Genomic DNA, 13,942 nt, shown 5'->3' on the forward strand with positions numbered 1-13,942 from the left:
TTGGTTGAGTGGAGGCAGCCATGAATATTAGAGTGTTATATTTATAGTATGATGAATCGGAGACTCCTCATCGGACACATTTTATTTTGGGTGCTGATTGCCTCCATTCAGATCTATACCCTGATATGGGTGAAGGCCAGCAACGGAATAGGACATTGGCTAACGGCTTATCTGCTTTATATTATTTCTTTTTACATCAACCTGTTGGTGATCTTTCCCCGTTGGGTAAAGCGCCGGAAGGTGATGGAGTTGTTAATGGGATGGGCGGCACTGATATTATTGGATACGGTGGTGATAATTGGGGTGAACAAGCTTTTTGGCTTTTATCAGAAGGGAGATCTGGCCTTTAAATTCCTGCGATTCTTCTTTCAATCGTGTACGATATTGGGCATCATGATTCCGTTAGGTATTGCCTATCGTTTTGCAGTGGATTGGTTCAACAATGATCGTATAAAGCGACAACTGGAGAATCAGCAGTTGAAAACAGAGCTGGCTTTTTTGAAGTCGCAGATGAACCCACACTTTTTCTTTAATACACTGAATACCATTTATATCCTGGCATATCAGCAATCCAGTAAAACGGCGGATGCAGTGTTCCGGCTGTCGGAGATGATGCAATATATGCTGTATGAGAGCAACAGCGAGCGGGTAGTGGTGCAGAAAGAAGTGGATTACATCAGGCAGCTGCTGGCGCTGCAGGAACTCAGAATGAAAACGCCGATCGCCTGCAGTTTCACTATCACCGGCGACCTCACCAGGTATACTATTTCACCTTTGTTATTGATTCCATTCGTGGAAAATGTGTTTAAGCATGGCGTGATAGATGACCCGGCAGATCCTGCAGAACTTACCCTCATTTTATCGGATAAAGCATTACATTTTTATAGCAGAAACAGGATTAATAACGCCTTGAAAGACGCATCCGGCGGTATCGGGTTGGTGAATGCCAAAAGGAGAATGGAACTGTTGTATGCAGATATGCATACGCTGGAGATTCTGCAGGACGACGCATATTATACCGTTAAACTCAATGTAACATATAACTGACATGGATATACTGCGATGCATCATTGTGGATGATGAACCTTTACCACTGGAGTTGTTAACCGACTATATCGGGAAAACGCCCTTCCTCGAGCTGGCAGGGGCTTATACCAATCCAATGGAGGCGTTGGCTGCAGCCCAGGCATCGCAGATAGATCTGGTTTTTTTAGATATACAAATGCCCGAATTAAACGGGCTGCAATTTATTCCGCTGTTAAGAGAAAAAAGCCGGGTGATACTCACCACCGCCTACCGGCATTTTGCGTTGGATGGTTACGACCTGAATGTGATCGATTATCTCCTGAAGCCCATTCCGTTCGACCGTTTTCTGAAAGCGGCTACCAAAGCCCTGCATACAGCTCGCCCGGTGGCGTTGCCGGATGCCCCATCTGACATCACAACGAATGCCACCTATTTGTTTGTGAAATCAGACTATAAGTTGCAGAAAGTAGATATGGAAGATATCCTGTTTATAGAAGGCCTGAAAGAATATATTGCGATTCATACCACCCGCGGGAAAGTAGTGACGTTGCAGAATGTGAAAAAAATGGAAGCCATTCTGCCTGCAGCTAACTTCATCCGGGTACATAAGTCATTCATTGTGGCCATTGATAAAATAGATACCATAGAACGCAGCCGGATCTATGTGAAAGATGCCGTGATCCCTATTGGCGATTTATACCGGGATGCGTTCTTTAGTGCCATTCAGCGTAATAATATTTCTTAGTAAAGATTCGCGTTGTTCCCACTACACATACCGATAACTGACAGTCACTCATCATGCTGGATAAGTTAACCTCCTCATCTCCCCTAATTATCCTTGTTATATTATTGGTAGCTATAATCGTGTACTTTTACCCGAAATATTGAATCGTTCATAACATGGGACTAAAGAAGCCATCCGTATTGCTGGCTATATTCAGAAGAAAGGGCGCAGAAGGTACAAAAACACGTATCATTCATGAGGATAATAAATTCTTTTATCCGCATCAAATGAGCTTTTTGCTGGATGAAGAACAGCCACTGGTTTGTTTTCGGGAAGATGATGCCAATTGGGTACTGATAACAGGCGACCGGGTAATCGCATCAACAAAAGGAAACATCCTATCACTGCCTTATACTGAACTAACGAGGGTGAACCTGGCGCTACAAGAGGAACACAAAGACAACAAAACACCGGTAAATTTTACGCGTCTTATTTTGACAATGCGTAACGGAGAAAGCCATATCATCACCGTCGAGAAAGGCAAGCCTTATCAGGGGATTTTCCAGCTGTTACATTTCGCGGCCGGCGCATAGCAGGGGAAACTAAAAATGGAGATTTTATATCGGGGATAATTATTGCTCATTCAATCCTTGTAATCCTTTGATAAAAGTGGGCAGCTGTGTATCCATATGATCCAGGTTACTATAAATATCACCTTTCGCATGTACTCCGCTTGCAGTAAGGCTCTTGGATAACTGGTTGATTACTTCCGGTAGTTTAATAGCATTGCTATCTGTATTTTCTGCATCTTCCTGTCCTCCGAAAGTAAAGTAGGCATTGAGTTTTACAGACCCTGTATGTATTTTTTGAAACTGCTGTAGCAGATAGTAGTGGTTATAGTGTAGGGAAGGGCTAGCTGCAATGTAGCTGCTAAACCCGCTAGAGTGGCCGGTAAGCTGTTGTAGTAACGCATATAGCGTAAAGTAGCCGCCTAAGGAATGCCCCATTAATACCCGTTTGGAAGTATCTCCATGATAAGACTTATCTATAAATGGTATCAGCGTAGTACGAATAAACGACAGAAATTTATCAGCGCCCCCACTGGTACTCATTTCGTATTCCGGAATAGCGAGGGGATAGATATAGTCCCTGTTGCGAAGTGAATCCATGGTAGGAAAATCTTTATAGCCAATGCCTACCAGTATTACGTCGGGCGATAACCCTACAGCTGCATAACTACGCAGTGTGGTGGCCATGATATCAAAATACAGGTTGGCATCCAACAGATATACCACCGGGTATCGTTTCGGTGGAGCGGTATAATAATCTGCCGGCAGGCTCACGGAAATATGAAAACTATCCGCCACAGATGCTGCATAAAGGGTTGTTGTAACCAGTTGTGGCGGCTTAGCCAGCATAGTGGTTGATTGCCCGGTGTGGTTACATCCGGCTTGCATAAAACCCACGAAAATAAGGATGGATAGATACCTGATCATGAGTGTTGAATTTTTATTCACGTGAATGAATATGCGCGTTATCAATCAGGTAGAAATTACTAAAATATATGGCCTTATTCAACCGGTATTTTATTGTTGTTGGTAAAAATGCGGCAGCATTCCGTACTGACATAGGATTTAAATATTTGTTAAAGAAGACGAAAGTGCGATATCACTTCTGCCAAAATATTCATGAGAAAGAAGCGAAGCACTGACTTCGTGAATTTCTTCTTACCTCTTAGAAATGGTACCCATCTGTTGGGCGTTAATCAGAAAATCTGTAAGGCCATTGATAAGCAAGCGGTGATGCCCTAAATATAGTCATTTATGAAAGGGTATAATGGCTGCCAGGTTGCTTCATCGATAATACAAAATGCATTACATTCGAAAAAAAAGATATGAAGTAGTTTGCGCATATGGGATATGGTGATCGTTGCTCGTTTATTTCAGTCAATACTTTAAGTTAATAAAAAAACAGTAAGATATCCGCCTATTGTGCCGAAATAAGAATGCCCCCAACAGGTTCAACGGAAAGTTTAACCTGTTGAGGGCATGGTATATGCTGAGATGTTGTTGTAATTAAAAACCGTCCGGAATTTCAGGCTCCACCAGCTTTGCCAGTTTCTCCAGACTTTCCTGCCAGCCCAGATAGCACATTTCTGCTGGTATCATGGACGGAATATTTTCCTGGGTGATCTTTATTTCTGTACCTGCCAGATTCTTCTGTAACACAACAGTGGTAACCATTTCTCCGGGCATATTAGGATCATCGAAGGTATCGGAGTATTTCAATCCTTCATTAGGCTTCAGTTCCAGGTAGCTGCCGCCAAAGGAGTGGCTATGGCCGGTACCAAAATTCTGGAATGACATCTTAAAAGTGCCACCTACTTTAACATTCATTTCGTGAACCGTACAAAGAAAGCCATAAGGAGGCAACCAGGAAGCAATAGCCGTAGCTTCTGTAAACGCACGGTATAATTTTTCCGGAGTGGTTTTAAGAACCCTGTGTAATGAAACGCTATTGTTTGACATAAGATACTTTTTTGATTCCTACTCTTCTGGCTTTTCGGTTCCGCCCGTTTTGAATGGTTGCTGCTCCATCGTCATTGATCTGACATAACAAAGATGCCCCGAAATTCTGATTGCAAGGGTGGCGCAATACGACAATTTAAAGGGTTATTTGCGACGTTGCCCGAAAGGATGAGGAACAACCATTGATAGTATTTTTTAGGGAGATGAAAACCTTTTGCCGCGTATGGCGCCTACCTGGAAACAGGTATATTTGCCTCCTTGTTTCCCAGTATATGCCACATATCCGGAATCATCTATTTTTGTGTTGTCAGAAAAACCATCAAAACTATGCTTTCTTATTTTCGCCAATCAGGTATCATTGTAGCCGCTGTAGCCCTTTTTACCGGCAGTAGCCAGGCACAGGGTCAGTTCGACAGTAAATTACTAAAGAATGGTAAGTATACCCTTGCCTGTTATATGGTAGATGGTAGCACCGAATCGCCTATCGGGACCTTTACGATTGGTATTAATACTACCAACGATAAACTGGCACTCACCACCAACATGGCCCTCGTGGGGTTGGAAGAGTGGAAAGATACTGCCGTATCTAACCTGAATAATTTTAAACCGGTGTACCGGGCCTCCCACAGCACGCTTAAAGACATGGTGCTGCACTTCGATAATGGGGTTACCGGCTATTACGTGGATAAGAAAACAAATCAGAAAACCCAGATCAAAGAAGCCGCGAATCAGTATTTCATCGATAGCTATACCTATCCGTTTTTATTGTCGCTGCTGCCGCTGACTTCCGGCTATAGCACCGATTTGCCGGTATATGAATACAAACCGGAAAATAAAGAAAATGTGAAGAAGGCGGTCGTGGAAGAAGTGACCAACAGCACCTGGGTCAGCAAATACACCGGTAAGCACGATGTATGGGCTGTTACCGTAGTAGAGCCTTCCACCGGCGAAAAATCAGTATCCTATATCGATAAGAAAACACGTCGCCTCTGGCAAATTGATAGCTGGTCCAATGGCACACAAATAAGAATGGTGGATGCGGAAACAGATTTCAATTCCATCAAGGCACCATTTGATAAGGACCTCACCATGAAAATGGTGAAAGGTGGTAACTCCATCATTTACGGTCAGGTGTTTGCCCGCGATTTCGACGACAATGGTACTGTGTTTGCCAAAATGAAGGTGATGAATATCAAAGCCAAGCAGGTGGCCCCCAAAGGTACTCAGGTGATCCTCATCCCTTACAATGATTACTTTAAGGAATGGGTGAAGGTAAATGATGCCCAGCGTAAAAAAGGCCGGGAAGGAATCGCTTTACTGGATGATGCCGCTGCATGTATTAAAAGTACCCGCGTGTACGACGATGAAGGCCATTATGAATTTGTGAACCTGATGCCCGGCGAGTATCTGTTATACACCGAGTTTAGCTTTTCTCACTCCTATACTGTTGCAGAGGTAACCGGCTACACAGATCATTATATTAATGGAATGTTCCAGGGTACCAGCACTAATACGGTGAACCGGGATCACAGCACCGGCAACAGTGCGGTGGTGAAGAAAGTAGTTACTATCAGCAAACCAGGTGAAAAGGTGGAAGCCAAACTAAAGAAAACACGTGCTTGATAAGAATAAGTGAATCGGAACCGCCACGCCTAAGCGTGGCGGTTTTTTTATGCCCGCTGAAATCAGTACCCCAGATCCGCTAATGGACTTTCGGGGGGTATTTACCAAAATACCACCCACAGTTGCGGTATTACAACCGTAAGTAGCGTTATTACAACCAATAGTTGTGGCGGGTTTGATCGCTATGGAAAATAACCCCGTTACCTTTGAGCTATCGAAAAACTACAAAAGATAGCAGCCATGGAACCAGGTATGATAGGTGGCAAAATTGCCAAAGCACGAAAAGAGCGCAATATGTCTCAGGCGCAACTTGCCCAACAGTTATTTATTAGTCCGCAGGCCGTTGGGAAATGGGAGCGGGGAGAATCCATTCCTGACATCATTACTTTTAACCGGCTCGCAGAAATTCTCGGTGTCGACCTCAACTATTTTTCAGACAGCTTCCCTTCTGTGGCCACCCCTGCAGTAATACCACCAGTCGAAGAAGGACCGGATAAGCCCGGTTGGGACATGTCACGCGGCAATTGGGTAAAAGCCGACTTTTCGGGGCTAAAAGACCTGCATGAAAAGTTCAGTGGCTCCAATATGCTGTCCACTAAGTTTGTGGGCTCGGATATGTCGGGCTTGCTCATGAAAGGAAACAACATCGACAGCTGCGACTTCACCAGCGCCGATTTGAGCCGTAGTCAGCTGCAGGGCTCCAGCTTGCAGACGAATGTTTTCAGGGATTGCCTCCTGAAAGAAGCGTCATTTTCCCGCTGCCATATCAGAAACTGCAACTTCACCGGCGCCGATTTAAGCGGGGCCGTGTTCAAATCCTGCTCCCTGGAAAAGAATATCCTTACCAATGCGGTATTACACCGCACTTCTTTTAATGCCACACATATTGCAGATGTGGTGTTTGAAGGCATCCTGGACGAATGCTACTTTGAAGACAGCTCCTTTTCCAATGTCATCTTTCGAAACACAAAACTCACGAATACTTTCTTTAAAGGCAGGAATCTGAAGAAAATCCGGTTTGTGGATTGTGAAGCCGACCGGCTTACCTACGAGTTCCTGAAGAATGGGAAAGCAAATTTGACAGGTATCATATTGTTAACAGCATAAGGAAATAAGACATGTCGCAACATGAAATCGCTATTTCAGTAAAGGGATTGAAGAAATCCTATAAAGATCTTGCTGTATTGGCAGGAGTAGATTTTCAGGTAGAGAAGGGCAGTATTTTCGCCTTGCTCGGTCCCAACGGTTCCGGCAAAACCACCATTGTTAAAATCCTCACCACGTTGTTGAAACCCGACAGCGGGCAGGTGCGGGTAAATGGATTTGATGTGGTGGCATCGCCCGACCATGTACGGCAATCCATTAGTCTCACGGGGCAGTTTGCCGCTGTAGATGAAATTCTCACCGGGCGGGAAAACCTGATCCTGATTGCGCGGCTGCGTCATCTTCATGGCCCGCAGCAGATCGCAGAGGACTTGCTGCATCGCTTCGGCTTAACGGAAGCGGCTAACCGCAAAGTGTCTACTTATTCGGGTGGTATGCGCCGTCGCCTTGATATTGCCATGAGTCTGGTGGGCTACTCCCAGCTGATTTTCCTGGATGAACCCACCACCGGCCTGGACCCCGAAGCCCGCATCGAAGTATGGAAGATCGTGAAAGAGCTGGCCAATAGCGGTAAAACGGTATTCCTGACCACGCAATACCTGGATGAAGCCGAACAACTCGCCAACAGAATCGCCATCCTGCAGGAAGGTAAAATTATTGCCAGCGGCACGCTGGCGGAGCTGAAGAAGCTATTCCCACCTGCCAAAGTAGAATACATTGAAAAACAACTGACGTTGGAAGAAATATTCTTGTCCCTCGTTGGTAAAAAAACAAACAACTAATATGGAAGCAGTACCCTCTTATTTTTTTACAGACCTGCGGGTGATGTTAGGTCGTTCTATGCGCCATGTGTTTCGCAGCATGGATACCATTATCACCGTTACCATTATGCCCATTGCCCTGATGCTGTTGTTTGTGTATGTGTTGGGCGGCGCTATCCAGAGTGGGGCGGATAATTACGTTAATTACCTATTGCCCGGAATTATGCTGATGGCTATTGCTAACAGTATGGGATATACGTCGTACCGCCTGTTTCTGGATATGCAGCGGGGCATATTTGAGCGGTTTCATTCCATGCCTATTGCGCGTTCTGCCGCAATATGGGGACATGTATTGACTTCGCTGGTGTCTAACTCCCTGTCTGTGATCGTGATTATTCTCATCGCGTTGCTGATGGGCTTCCGTTCCCCGGCAGGTATATTCTCGTGGCTGGCAGTAGCAGGGATACTGGCCATGTTTACACTAACATTGACGTGGATCTCGGCCATCGCCGGATTAACGGCTAAAACCGTGGATGGCGCTGCGGCTATCGCCTATCCGATTCACTTTCTGCCTTTAATCAGCTCGGCATTTGTGCCCACTAAAACAATGCCCCGCGGTGTACGGATATTTGCCGAAAATCAACCTGTTACTTCTATTGTGGATAGTATCCGTTCCTTATTGTCTAATCAGCCGGTAGGTAATGATATATGGATTGCCATGGCCTGGTGTCTGGGAATTATGGTAGTAGGCTATTTCTTCGCCATGCGGGCATATAGGCGGCGCGCATAAAAATGCGTTTGTTTTGTGTGCTTAACCTTGTAGACGATGTGCTACAAGGTTTTTGCGTGAAGGGTAAGTTTTAATGAATGGTGTTTATATCACGGCTTGTTTTAAGCTGCCATTTTTCCGTTAATGCCTGTGGCATATCTTTATAATCAGACCAGTAAATTTCACGGGAAGGAATATCAATAATCTTAAGATGGTCCTGGAAAACACTTTTTTGTAATCCCAAAGCATTATATTGTTGCTTATCTAAATACAGATAAATCCGCCAGTCTTTAGTATCCGCCTGTTTGAATTTTTCAGAAATTGCGGAATCCAGATAAGTGACAGGGTTCGCGTAAATGCTCAATCTATCAACACTTGCCGGTACATTTTCTACCCGGCTAATGTGATTGTCACCGACATTCAGGTTTTTCAAATGCAGCATATTTTTGAATTGTGAGGGGATATATTCGAGTTCATTTGAAAAGACTTCCAGAGAGGTGATATTACTACAAAAACCAATGTGCTGAGGTAAGTATTTAATTTTGTTCATGCCAAGCTGCAGGTAATTCAGTTTTGTTAGCTGACCGATAGCTGCTGGAATATGGGTTAGCTCATTGTGAAATAGATGGAGTGTATCCAGTTGTTGTAATTTTCCGATTTGATCTGATATAGCCGTTAATTTATTGTGTGCCAGCAACAAGGTGTTTAATGCTGATAGTTCACATAGTGCCGCTGGCAAAGTGCTAATAAGATTCCCATTAGCATATAAACGTCTTAAATTTTTAAGACGAACGATATCGTCTGGTAAAGCGGTAATCTGATTATTGTTGATATGTAATATTTCCAGTGAGGGCAGGGCTGTTAACACTTCGATATTTGTCAGCTGGTTATTATTCAGATATAATACTTTCAGCTGGTGCATTTCCGCAAACCACTCCGGGATTTCCGTAAGCTGGTTATCATCCAGATTTAAGTTGGTAATATGTTTGTTTTCCAGCAAACTTGCTGGAAATGTTGTTAGTTGCTGGCCTTTGTAGCTGAGTAAGGATGATGACATAGAGATTCAAAAGTAATAAAATTGTAGTGGTATTGTTTCTTGTCTTTTTAAATAGTTGTATGGAAAGTATTATATTCGACGGTGTAATATCTTCCTATGCCTAACAATTCATCACAAGGCTCTTCTTCATGGATGCCTACCGCCGACTACATCAATGCATTCGACTTTGACTATATGGAAACGTATTCCTTCAATCGATTCAATCCTCAGCAGGCAGCGGAATACAATGAGTTGTCTAAAAGAAGGGAGCAGGGCGGCATACCAACAGCTGAGCGCAAACGTTGGGAGGAATTGGAAACACAATACAATGGATTTGATTTATTGGTAAATTCAAAGGGTGCTTTTCATCCTTCTGCTGTAAAGCTGGCGACTTTCCAGGTAAATGATCCGTTGGCAATACGGTTTAAGCAGATATTACAAATGGAGGCATTCCTATGGTCGCCMACACTTTGCGCTCCTTACTACAGAGATGCCGTCGTTTTTTATGACGCATCTAATAAAGTGGTGTCGGTGCTGAATATCTGTTTAAGTTGTCTGTATATGACAGATGGTAATCAGTTCCTGAAGGCAGATTTTGAAGTATATGATTTAGTCAAGAAATTTTTCCTGGAAAATGGTCATCAGATAGAGGAGCCTCATACATTTATGATGAAACAGTTCGGTGAAATGAAAGCAAAAAAACTGGCAGAAAGAGAAGCAAAACGTACTCGTGAGATAGAGTAGCACATCCTCCCATTTCTCCATAATAAGGCTTACCTATTAGCTGTAACACGGGATTGGTAATCCTGCTGAAATTTTTCGCTGGCAGCCTTTAGATCTGCGAACAATAAATCATAGTTTTTCCAATATTTTACGCTCATTTCGTTTCGTATTTTGCGGACTTCAGCAACCGCATCATATGGTTTTTTCTTTTTCATATTTATTGGGTGTTAAAATTTCACGGGGTGTCCGTATTTCAATAATAGGATAACCTAGTTGTAAGTTAATGGAATTATATAACTTAATGCGCTTAAGGTTAACAATATGTTTGAAATTCCAACTTGCTAAAACCTCTGCTTTGCTAAGTGTAGCCATAGCAATGTGCAGGGCATCATTAGTACTTTTGTTGGTCAATGCTCCACCGGAAATATAAGCTTCTGCCAGTTTTACTGCTTCAGGTGTATTCTTGTGTTCTGATTTGTAGTGTAGGGGCACATCAGCCAGTTTTAAGTTTATTTCTTTGCTGGCGTTTTTTAATTCCAGTAAAACAAGATCAGAAATAACCAGATGCTTAATGCCACTCTTAAACTCCTCAAATAAAGCATTGCTGAATTCTTTAAATTCAATGTCAAAGCACCCTCCAATAACAGAGGTGTCTGCATATATAATCATAACGAATAACAATAGGGTTAACAATCAACACTATTATTATTCGCATGAGCGTTTAAATAATCACACTTGTAATAAGAATATCAAAATGTAAGTTTGGGTGAATGTCAGCATCCTTGCGTCGCACTCTTCAGCAGTAGTACTACTATCAGCCGCTGGTATATAATAATACTGCCATGTATCAACAGGTGCCTGCTATGGTAAATTGCCCTTTTTAGATTAAATTCGGTAAAACGTGATGGGTGCACACTGCGCACCGGTGTTTAGGGAATAATCACTGTTCAGTCCTTTCTTTATTTTCATCGACATTAAACATATCGTAAAGTCCATTGTCTAAAGTCCAGCCAGGATGATAAACACTATGATTCATTTGATGAAGGCCCAAAGAAAGGAAGTAGTTGGTAAAAGCCGCCTCTGTAAGGCATTTTTGCTTATACTCTGCATATCTGTCGCAGGCGCTGCACAAGCGCAGGTAAACGACAGCCTGGCCGTATTGTCGCTAAAGCAATGCGTTGATTATGCGTTACAGCATCAGCCCGCCGTTCAGCAGGCGCTGATTAAAACCAACATCACCCGCGCATCTAATGCTATCAATCAATCCGCCTGGTATCCCCAGGTAGGCGTTACCGCCAATCTTAATCATTACCTGCAGCGACCTACCACGCTTTCCAATGTGAACGGCGTGGAAACGCCTATCAAAACGAGTGTGGTAAATACTTCCACCCCCGGACTGGGCGTTACACAGAATATTTTCAACCCCAGCCTGATCTACGCTACGCGCATCGCTCCGCTCAACCTGAAAATGGCGGAACAGGGGGTAGACAGCAACAAAATAGAATTGGTGGTCAATGTCAGCAAATCATTTTATAGCCTGCTGCTTACCCTGCAACAGATAGATGTGTTGAAAGAAGATACCGCCCGGCTCGGAGAAAGTATGCGGATGGCCTATCATCAATATGTGGGCGGCATCGTAGATGAAACAGACTACGAGCAGGCAAAAATCACCCTGAATACTTCCCTCGGACAATTAGTCCAGGCCACTCAAAGCGTTTGGCCCCAATACACCATGCTGAAGCAGTTGATGGGATACCCCCAGCTGCAACAGTTCAATGTTACTTACGACAGCACCGCTATGCTCAACGATATTAATATTGATGTATCGGAACAACTGCAATACGATAAACGCATCGAGCTGAAACAACTCAACGTACAAAAAGATATACAACACCATCTTACCCAATACTATCAGAAAACAGCGATCTTCCCTTCACTGTCCGCTTTTTTTAATTACAACGCCGCCTTTCAGAATAATGAATTTTCGCAATTATATAATGTAGCGTATCCTAACTCAATGGTGGGGCTGTCGCTCAGCTTGCCGCTATTCACTGGCTTTAACAGAACCCAGAACGTGCGGCGGTCCAAACTACAGGAACAGGTGTTGGATTGGAGCGAAGAGAACCTGAAGTCATCTATCTATTCAGAATATGCAACGGCACTGTCGAATTATAAGAGCAACATTTTTAATATGCAGCAGATGAAGGAAAATGTGGCATTGGCGAAACGTGTATATTTTGTTGTAGACCTGCAATACAAACAGGGATTGATCCCTTACCTGAACGTGATTACCGCAGAAACAAATTTGAGAACATCTGAATTAACATACCTGAATGCCCTGTTCCAAACCCTGTCCAGCAAAATCGACTGGCAAAAGGCAATGGGAGACATCGCATACTAGGATCTTTTTCTGCCAAAAGTAAAATAGGCTCTATGAACAGCGTAATACGATATACCATCCTGCTATCAGGAGCTACCGTTTTCTTTTCCTGCCGGCAAAAGCCGCCGGTAGCCAATCCGCCTGCATCAGTGAACCTCTTCACTGCAAAGCGCGAAACGGTAAGGTATTACGATCAGTATCCCTCCACCGTACAGGCCATGAGTCAGGTGAATATCATCCCAACGGCTGTACAGGGTTATGTCACTAACATCCTCGCCGCCGACGGCGCTACTGTGCACAAAGGACAACTGCTATATGAAATAGATACCCGCATCTACCAGGCTGCCCTCGATCAGGCCGCCGCCAATGTGAAAGTAGCAGAAGCCAATCAGCTGCAGCAACAACAGGACGCCGACAGATACGTGTACCTGAACCAATACAACGCGGTGGCCAAACAGGCATATGATCACGCCATGATTGCACTGGAAACAGCCAAAAGCCAAACGAAAGCCGCACAGGAAGCACTGAAAACTGCCAAAACAAATCTCAACTTCGCCAGCATCTACGCCCCCTTCGATGGTACCATCGGCATCAGCCAGGTAAGAATAGGGAACGTAGTAGTAGGCGGACAAACCATATTAAATACCATCTCCACCAACGACCCCATGGCCGTGGATTTCCTGGTGAACGAAAAGCAGGTATTGGCCTTCGAACGATTTAAAAACGATCGCAGCGTCATGCCCGACTCCTTATTTACCCTACAGTTACCCGATAACTCATTGTATCCTTTCCCCGGAAAAATTTCGGTGATCGACAGAGCCGTGGACCCGCAAACAGGTACCATCCGCGTGCGACTGGTATTCCCTAACGCACAGCAATTACTGAAAGTAGGGATGAGCTGCATTGTGCGCGTGCAAAATCAGGAGTCTGCCCCACAACTGGTAGTACCCGGGAAAGCCGTGCTGGAACAAATGGGAGAATACTTTGTATACGTGGCCAAAGACACCGTGATCGCAGAAAAGAATGCAGGCACGGCCACCACCACACCACACAGTGACACACCCAGTTTGCACGCTGTCCAGAAAAAAATTAAACCCGGTCAGACAATAGGCGCCAACGTGATTGTACTATCCGGTATCAGTGAAGGCGAAAAGATTGTGGTAGATGGCATACAATCTATCCACGACGGTTCCCCCATTGCTGTGGGCAGCAAAAAGTCCAAAGCAACGGCAGATTCCAGTAACACAAAATAAACCCGGCATAAAGAT

General features: G+C 44.1%; 16 protein-coding genes. 11 read left to right on the forward strand and 5 right to left on the reverse strand.

The window, feature by feature from the left end; genetic code table 11:
- The first annotated feature begins 48 nt into the window (after positions 1-48).
- The 3 genes from AC1DFM_RS32265 (at position 49) to AC1DFM_RS32275 (ending at position 2,343) form a co-directional block, all read left to right on the forward strand.
- Positions 49-1,047: a sensor histidine kinase gene (locus AC1DFM_RS32265; RefSeq protein ID WP_477080905.1), complete on the forward strand. Its 999-nt coding sequence runs from the start codon at positions 49-51 to the stop codon at positions 1,045-1,047.
- A 1-nt stretch (position 1,048) separates the two neighbouring features.
- Positions 1,049-1,771: a LytR/AlgR family response regulator transcription factor gene (locus AC1DFM_RS32270; RefSeq protein WP_477080906.1), complete on the forward strand. Its 723-nt coding sequence runs from the start codon at positions 1,049-1,051 to the stop codon at positions 1,769-1,771.
- A 155-nt stretch (positions 1,772-1,926) separates the two neighbouring features.
- The gene (locus AC1DFM_RS32275; RefSeq protein ID WP_477080907.1) at positions 1,927-2,343 is read left to right on the forward strand and encodes a hypothetical protein; all 417 of its coding nucleotides are present in this window, start codon (positions 1,927-1,929) and stop codon (positions 2,341-2,343) included.
- 39 nt (positions 2,344-2,382) lie between these two features.
- Here the strand turns inward: AC1DFM_RS32275 and AC1DFM_RS32280 are convergent, their stop codons facing one another.
- Positions 2,383-3,246 carry an alpha/beta hydrolase gene (locus tag AC1DFM_RS32280; RefSeq protein WP_477080908.1) on the reverse strand — a complete coding sequence of 288 codons (864 nt, stop codon included), beginning with the start codon at positions 3,244-3,246 and terminating at the stop codon, positions 2,383-2,385.
- A 192-nt stretch (positions 3,247-3,438) separates the two neighbouring features.
- Here AC1DFM_RS32280 and AC1DFM_RS32285 point away from each other — a divergent pair, with 192 nt between their 5' ends.
- Positions 3,439-3,561, forward strand: coding sequence for a hypothetical protein (locus AC1DFM_RS32285; RefSeq protein ID WP_477080909.1), 123 nt, complete (start codon positions 3,439-3,441; stop codon positions 3,559-3,561).
- Positions 3,562-3,825: 264 nt separating this feature from the next.
- On the opposite strand, the gene AC1DFM_RS32290 is transcribed toward AC1DFM_RS32285, so the two are convergent.
- Complete coding sequence (locus AC1DFM_RS32290) at positions 3,826-4,278, reverse strand: SRPBCC family protein (protein ID WP_477080910.1); 453 nt, start codon at positions 4,276-4,278, stop codon at positions 3,826-3,828.
- Positions 4,279-4,605: 327 nt separating this feature from the next.
- Here AC1DFM_RS32290 and AC1DFM_RS32295 point away from each other — a divergent pair, with 327 nt between their 5' ends.
- The 4 genes from AC1DFM_RS32295 (at position 4,606) to AC1DFM_RS32310 (ending at position 8,556) form a co-directional block, all read left to right on the forward strand.
- Positions 4,606-5,901: a DUF3108 domain-containing protein gene (locus AC1DFM_RS32295; RefSeq protein ID WP_477080911.1), complete on the forward strand. Its 1,296-nt coding sequence runs from the start codon at positions 4,606-4,608 to the stop codon at positions 5,899-5,901.
- A 240-nt stretch (positions 5,902-6,141) separates the two neighbouring features.
- Positions 6,142-7,008: a pentapeptide repeat-containing protein gene (locus tag AC1DFM_RS32300; protein WP_477080912.1), complete on the forward strand. Its 867-nt coding sequence runs from the start codon at positions 6,142-6,144 to the stop codon at positions 7,006-7,008.
- An 11-nt stretch (positions 7,009-7,019) separates the two neighbouring features.
- Positions 7,020-7,787: an ABC transporter ATP-binding protein gene (locus AC1DFM_RS32305; protein WP_477080913.1), complete on the forward strand. Its 768-nt coding sequence runs from the start codon at positions 7,020-7,022 to the stop codon at positions 7,785-7,787.
- A gap of 1 nt (position 7,788) precedes the next feature.
- Entirely contained in the window at positions 7,789-8,556 is a 768-nt protein-coding gene (locus AC1DFM_RS32310) for an ABC transporter permease (RefSeq protein ID WP_477080914.1), read from the forward strand.
- 70 nt (positions 8,557-8,626) lie between these two features.
- Here AC1DFM_RS32310 and AC1DFM_RS32315 read toward each other — a convergent pair whose 3' ends face one another.
- Positions 8,627-9,535: a leucine-rich repeat domain-containing protein gene (locus AC1DFM_RS32315; protein ID WP_477080915.1), complete on the reverse strand. Its 909-nt coding sequence runs from the start codon at positions 9,533-9,535 to the stop codon at positions 8,627-8,629.
- Positions 9,536-9,688: 153 nt separating this feature from the next.
- Between AC1DFM_RS32315 and AC1DFM_RS32320 the strand changes: the two genes are divergently transcribed.
- Entirely contained in the window at positions 9,689-10,315 is a 627-nt protein-coding gene (locus AC1DFM_RS32320) for a hypothetical protein (RefSeq protein ID WP_477080916.1), read from the forward strand.
- 29 nt (positions 10,316-10,344) lie between these two features.
- On the opposite strand, the gene AC1DFM_RS32325 is transcribed toward AC1DFM_RS32320, so the two are convergent.
- Both AC1DFM_RS32325 and AC1DFM_RS32330 read right to left on the reverse strand, forming a co-directional pair.
- Entirely contained in the window at positions 10,345-10,509 is a 165-nt protein-coding gene (locus tag AC1DFM_RS32325) for a hypothetical protein (RefSeq protein ID WP_477080917.1), read from the reverse strand.
- Positions 10,487-10,963: a PIN domain-containing protein gene (locus AC1DFM_RS32330; RefSeq protein ID WP_477080918.1), complete on the reverse strand. Its 477-nt coding sequence runs from the start codon at positions 10,961-10,963 to the stop codon at positions 10,487-10,489. Before AC1DFM_RS32330 ends, AC1DFM_RS32325 begins: the two co-directional genes overlap by 23 nt.
- 346 nt (positions 10,964-11,309) lie before the next feature.
- On the opposite strand from AC1DFM_RS32330, the gene AC1DFM_RS32335 reads away from it, so the two are divergent.
- Complete coding sequence (locus tag AC1DFM_RS32335) at positions 11,310-12,695, forward strand: TolC family protein (protein WP_477080919.1); 1,386 nt, start codon at positions 11,310-11,312, stop codon at positions 12,693-12,695.
- Between the two features lie 32 nt (positions 12,696-12,727).
- Positions 12,728-13,927 carry an efflux RND transporter periplasmic adaptor subunit gene (locus AC1DFM_RS32340; protein WP_477080920.1) on the forward strand — a complete coding sequence of 400 codons (1,200 nt, stop codon included), beginning with the start codon at positions 12,728-12,730 and terminating at the stop codon, positions 13,925-13,927.
- Positions 13,928-13,942 lie beyond the last annotated feature (15 nt).

This window comes from Chitinophaga sp. 05T412 (assembly GCF_056396465.1).

Excerpts from the sequence above, each read along its gene's own strand:
- AC1DFM_RS32265 (WP_477080905.1), top strand. The coding sequence starts at position 49 with ATGATGAATCGGAGACTCCTCATCGGACACATTTTATTTTGGGTGCTG.
- AC1DFM_RS32270 (WP_477080906.1), top strand. The coding sequence starts at position 1,049 with ATGGATATACTGCGATGCATCATTGTGGATGATGAACCTTTACCACTG.
- AC1DFM_RS32275 (WP_477080907.1), top strand. The coding sequence starts at position 1,927 with ATGGGACTAAAGAAGCCATCCGTATTGCTGGCTATATTCAGAAGAAAG.
- AC1DFM_RS32280 (WP_477080908.1), bottom strand. The coding sequence starts at position 3,246 with ATGATCAGGTATCTATCCATCCTTATTTTCGTGGGTTTTATGCAAGCC.
- AC1DFM_RS32285 (WP_477080909.1), top strand. The coding sequence starts at position 3,439 with ATGAGAAAGAAGCGAAGCACTGACTTCGTGAATTTCTTCTTACCTCTT.
- AC1DFM_RS32290 (WP_477080910.1), bottom strand. The coding sequence starts at position 4,278 with ATGTCAAACAATAGCGTTTCATTACACAGGGTTCTTAAAACCACTCCG.
- AC1DFM_RS32295 (WP_477080911.1), top strand. The coding sequence starts at position 4,606 with ATGCTTTCTTATTTTCGCCAATCAGGTATCATTGTAGCCGCTGTAGCC.
- AC1DFM_RS32300 (WP_477080912.1), top strand. The coding sequence starts at position 6,142 with ATGGAACCAGGTATGATAGGTGGCAAAATTGCCAAAGCACGAAAAGAG.
- AC1DFM_RS32305 (WP_477080913.1), top strand. The coding sequence starts at position 7,020 with ATGTCGCAACATGAAATCGCTATTTCAGTAAAGGGATTGAAGAAATCC.
- AC1DFM_RS32310 (WP_477080914.1), top strand. The coding sequence starts at position 7,789 with ATGGAAGCAGTACCCTCTTATTTTTTTACAGACCTGCGGGTGATGTTA.
- AC1DFM_RS32325 (WP_477080917.1), bottom strand. The coding sequence starts at position 10,509 with ATGAAAAAGAAAAAACCATATGATGCGGTTGCTGAAGTCCGCAAAATA.
- AC1DFM_RS32330 (WP_477080918.1), bottom strand. The coding sequence starts at position 10,963 with ATGATTATATATGCAGACACCTCTGTTATTGGAGGGTGCTTTGACATT.
- AC1DFM_RS32335 (WP_477080919.1), top strand. The coding sequence starts at position 11,310 with ATGATAAACACTATGATTCATTTGATGAAGGCCCAAAGAAAGGAAGTA.
- AC1DFM_RS32340 (WP_477080920.1), top strand. The coding sequence starts at position 12,728 with ATGAACAGCGTAATACGATATACCATCCTGCTATCAGGAGCTACCGTT.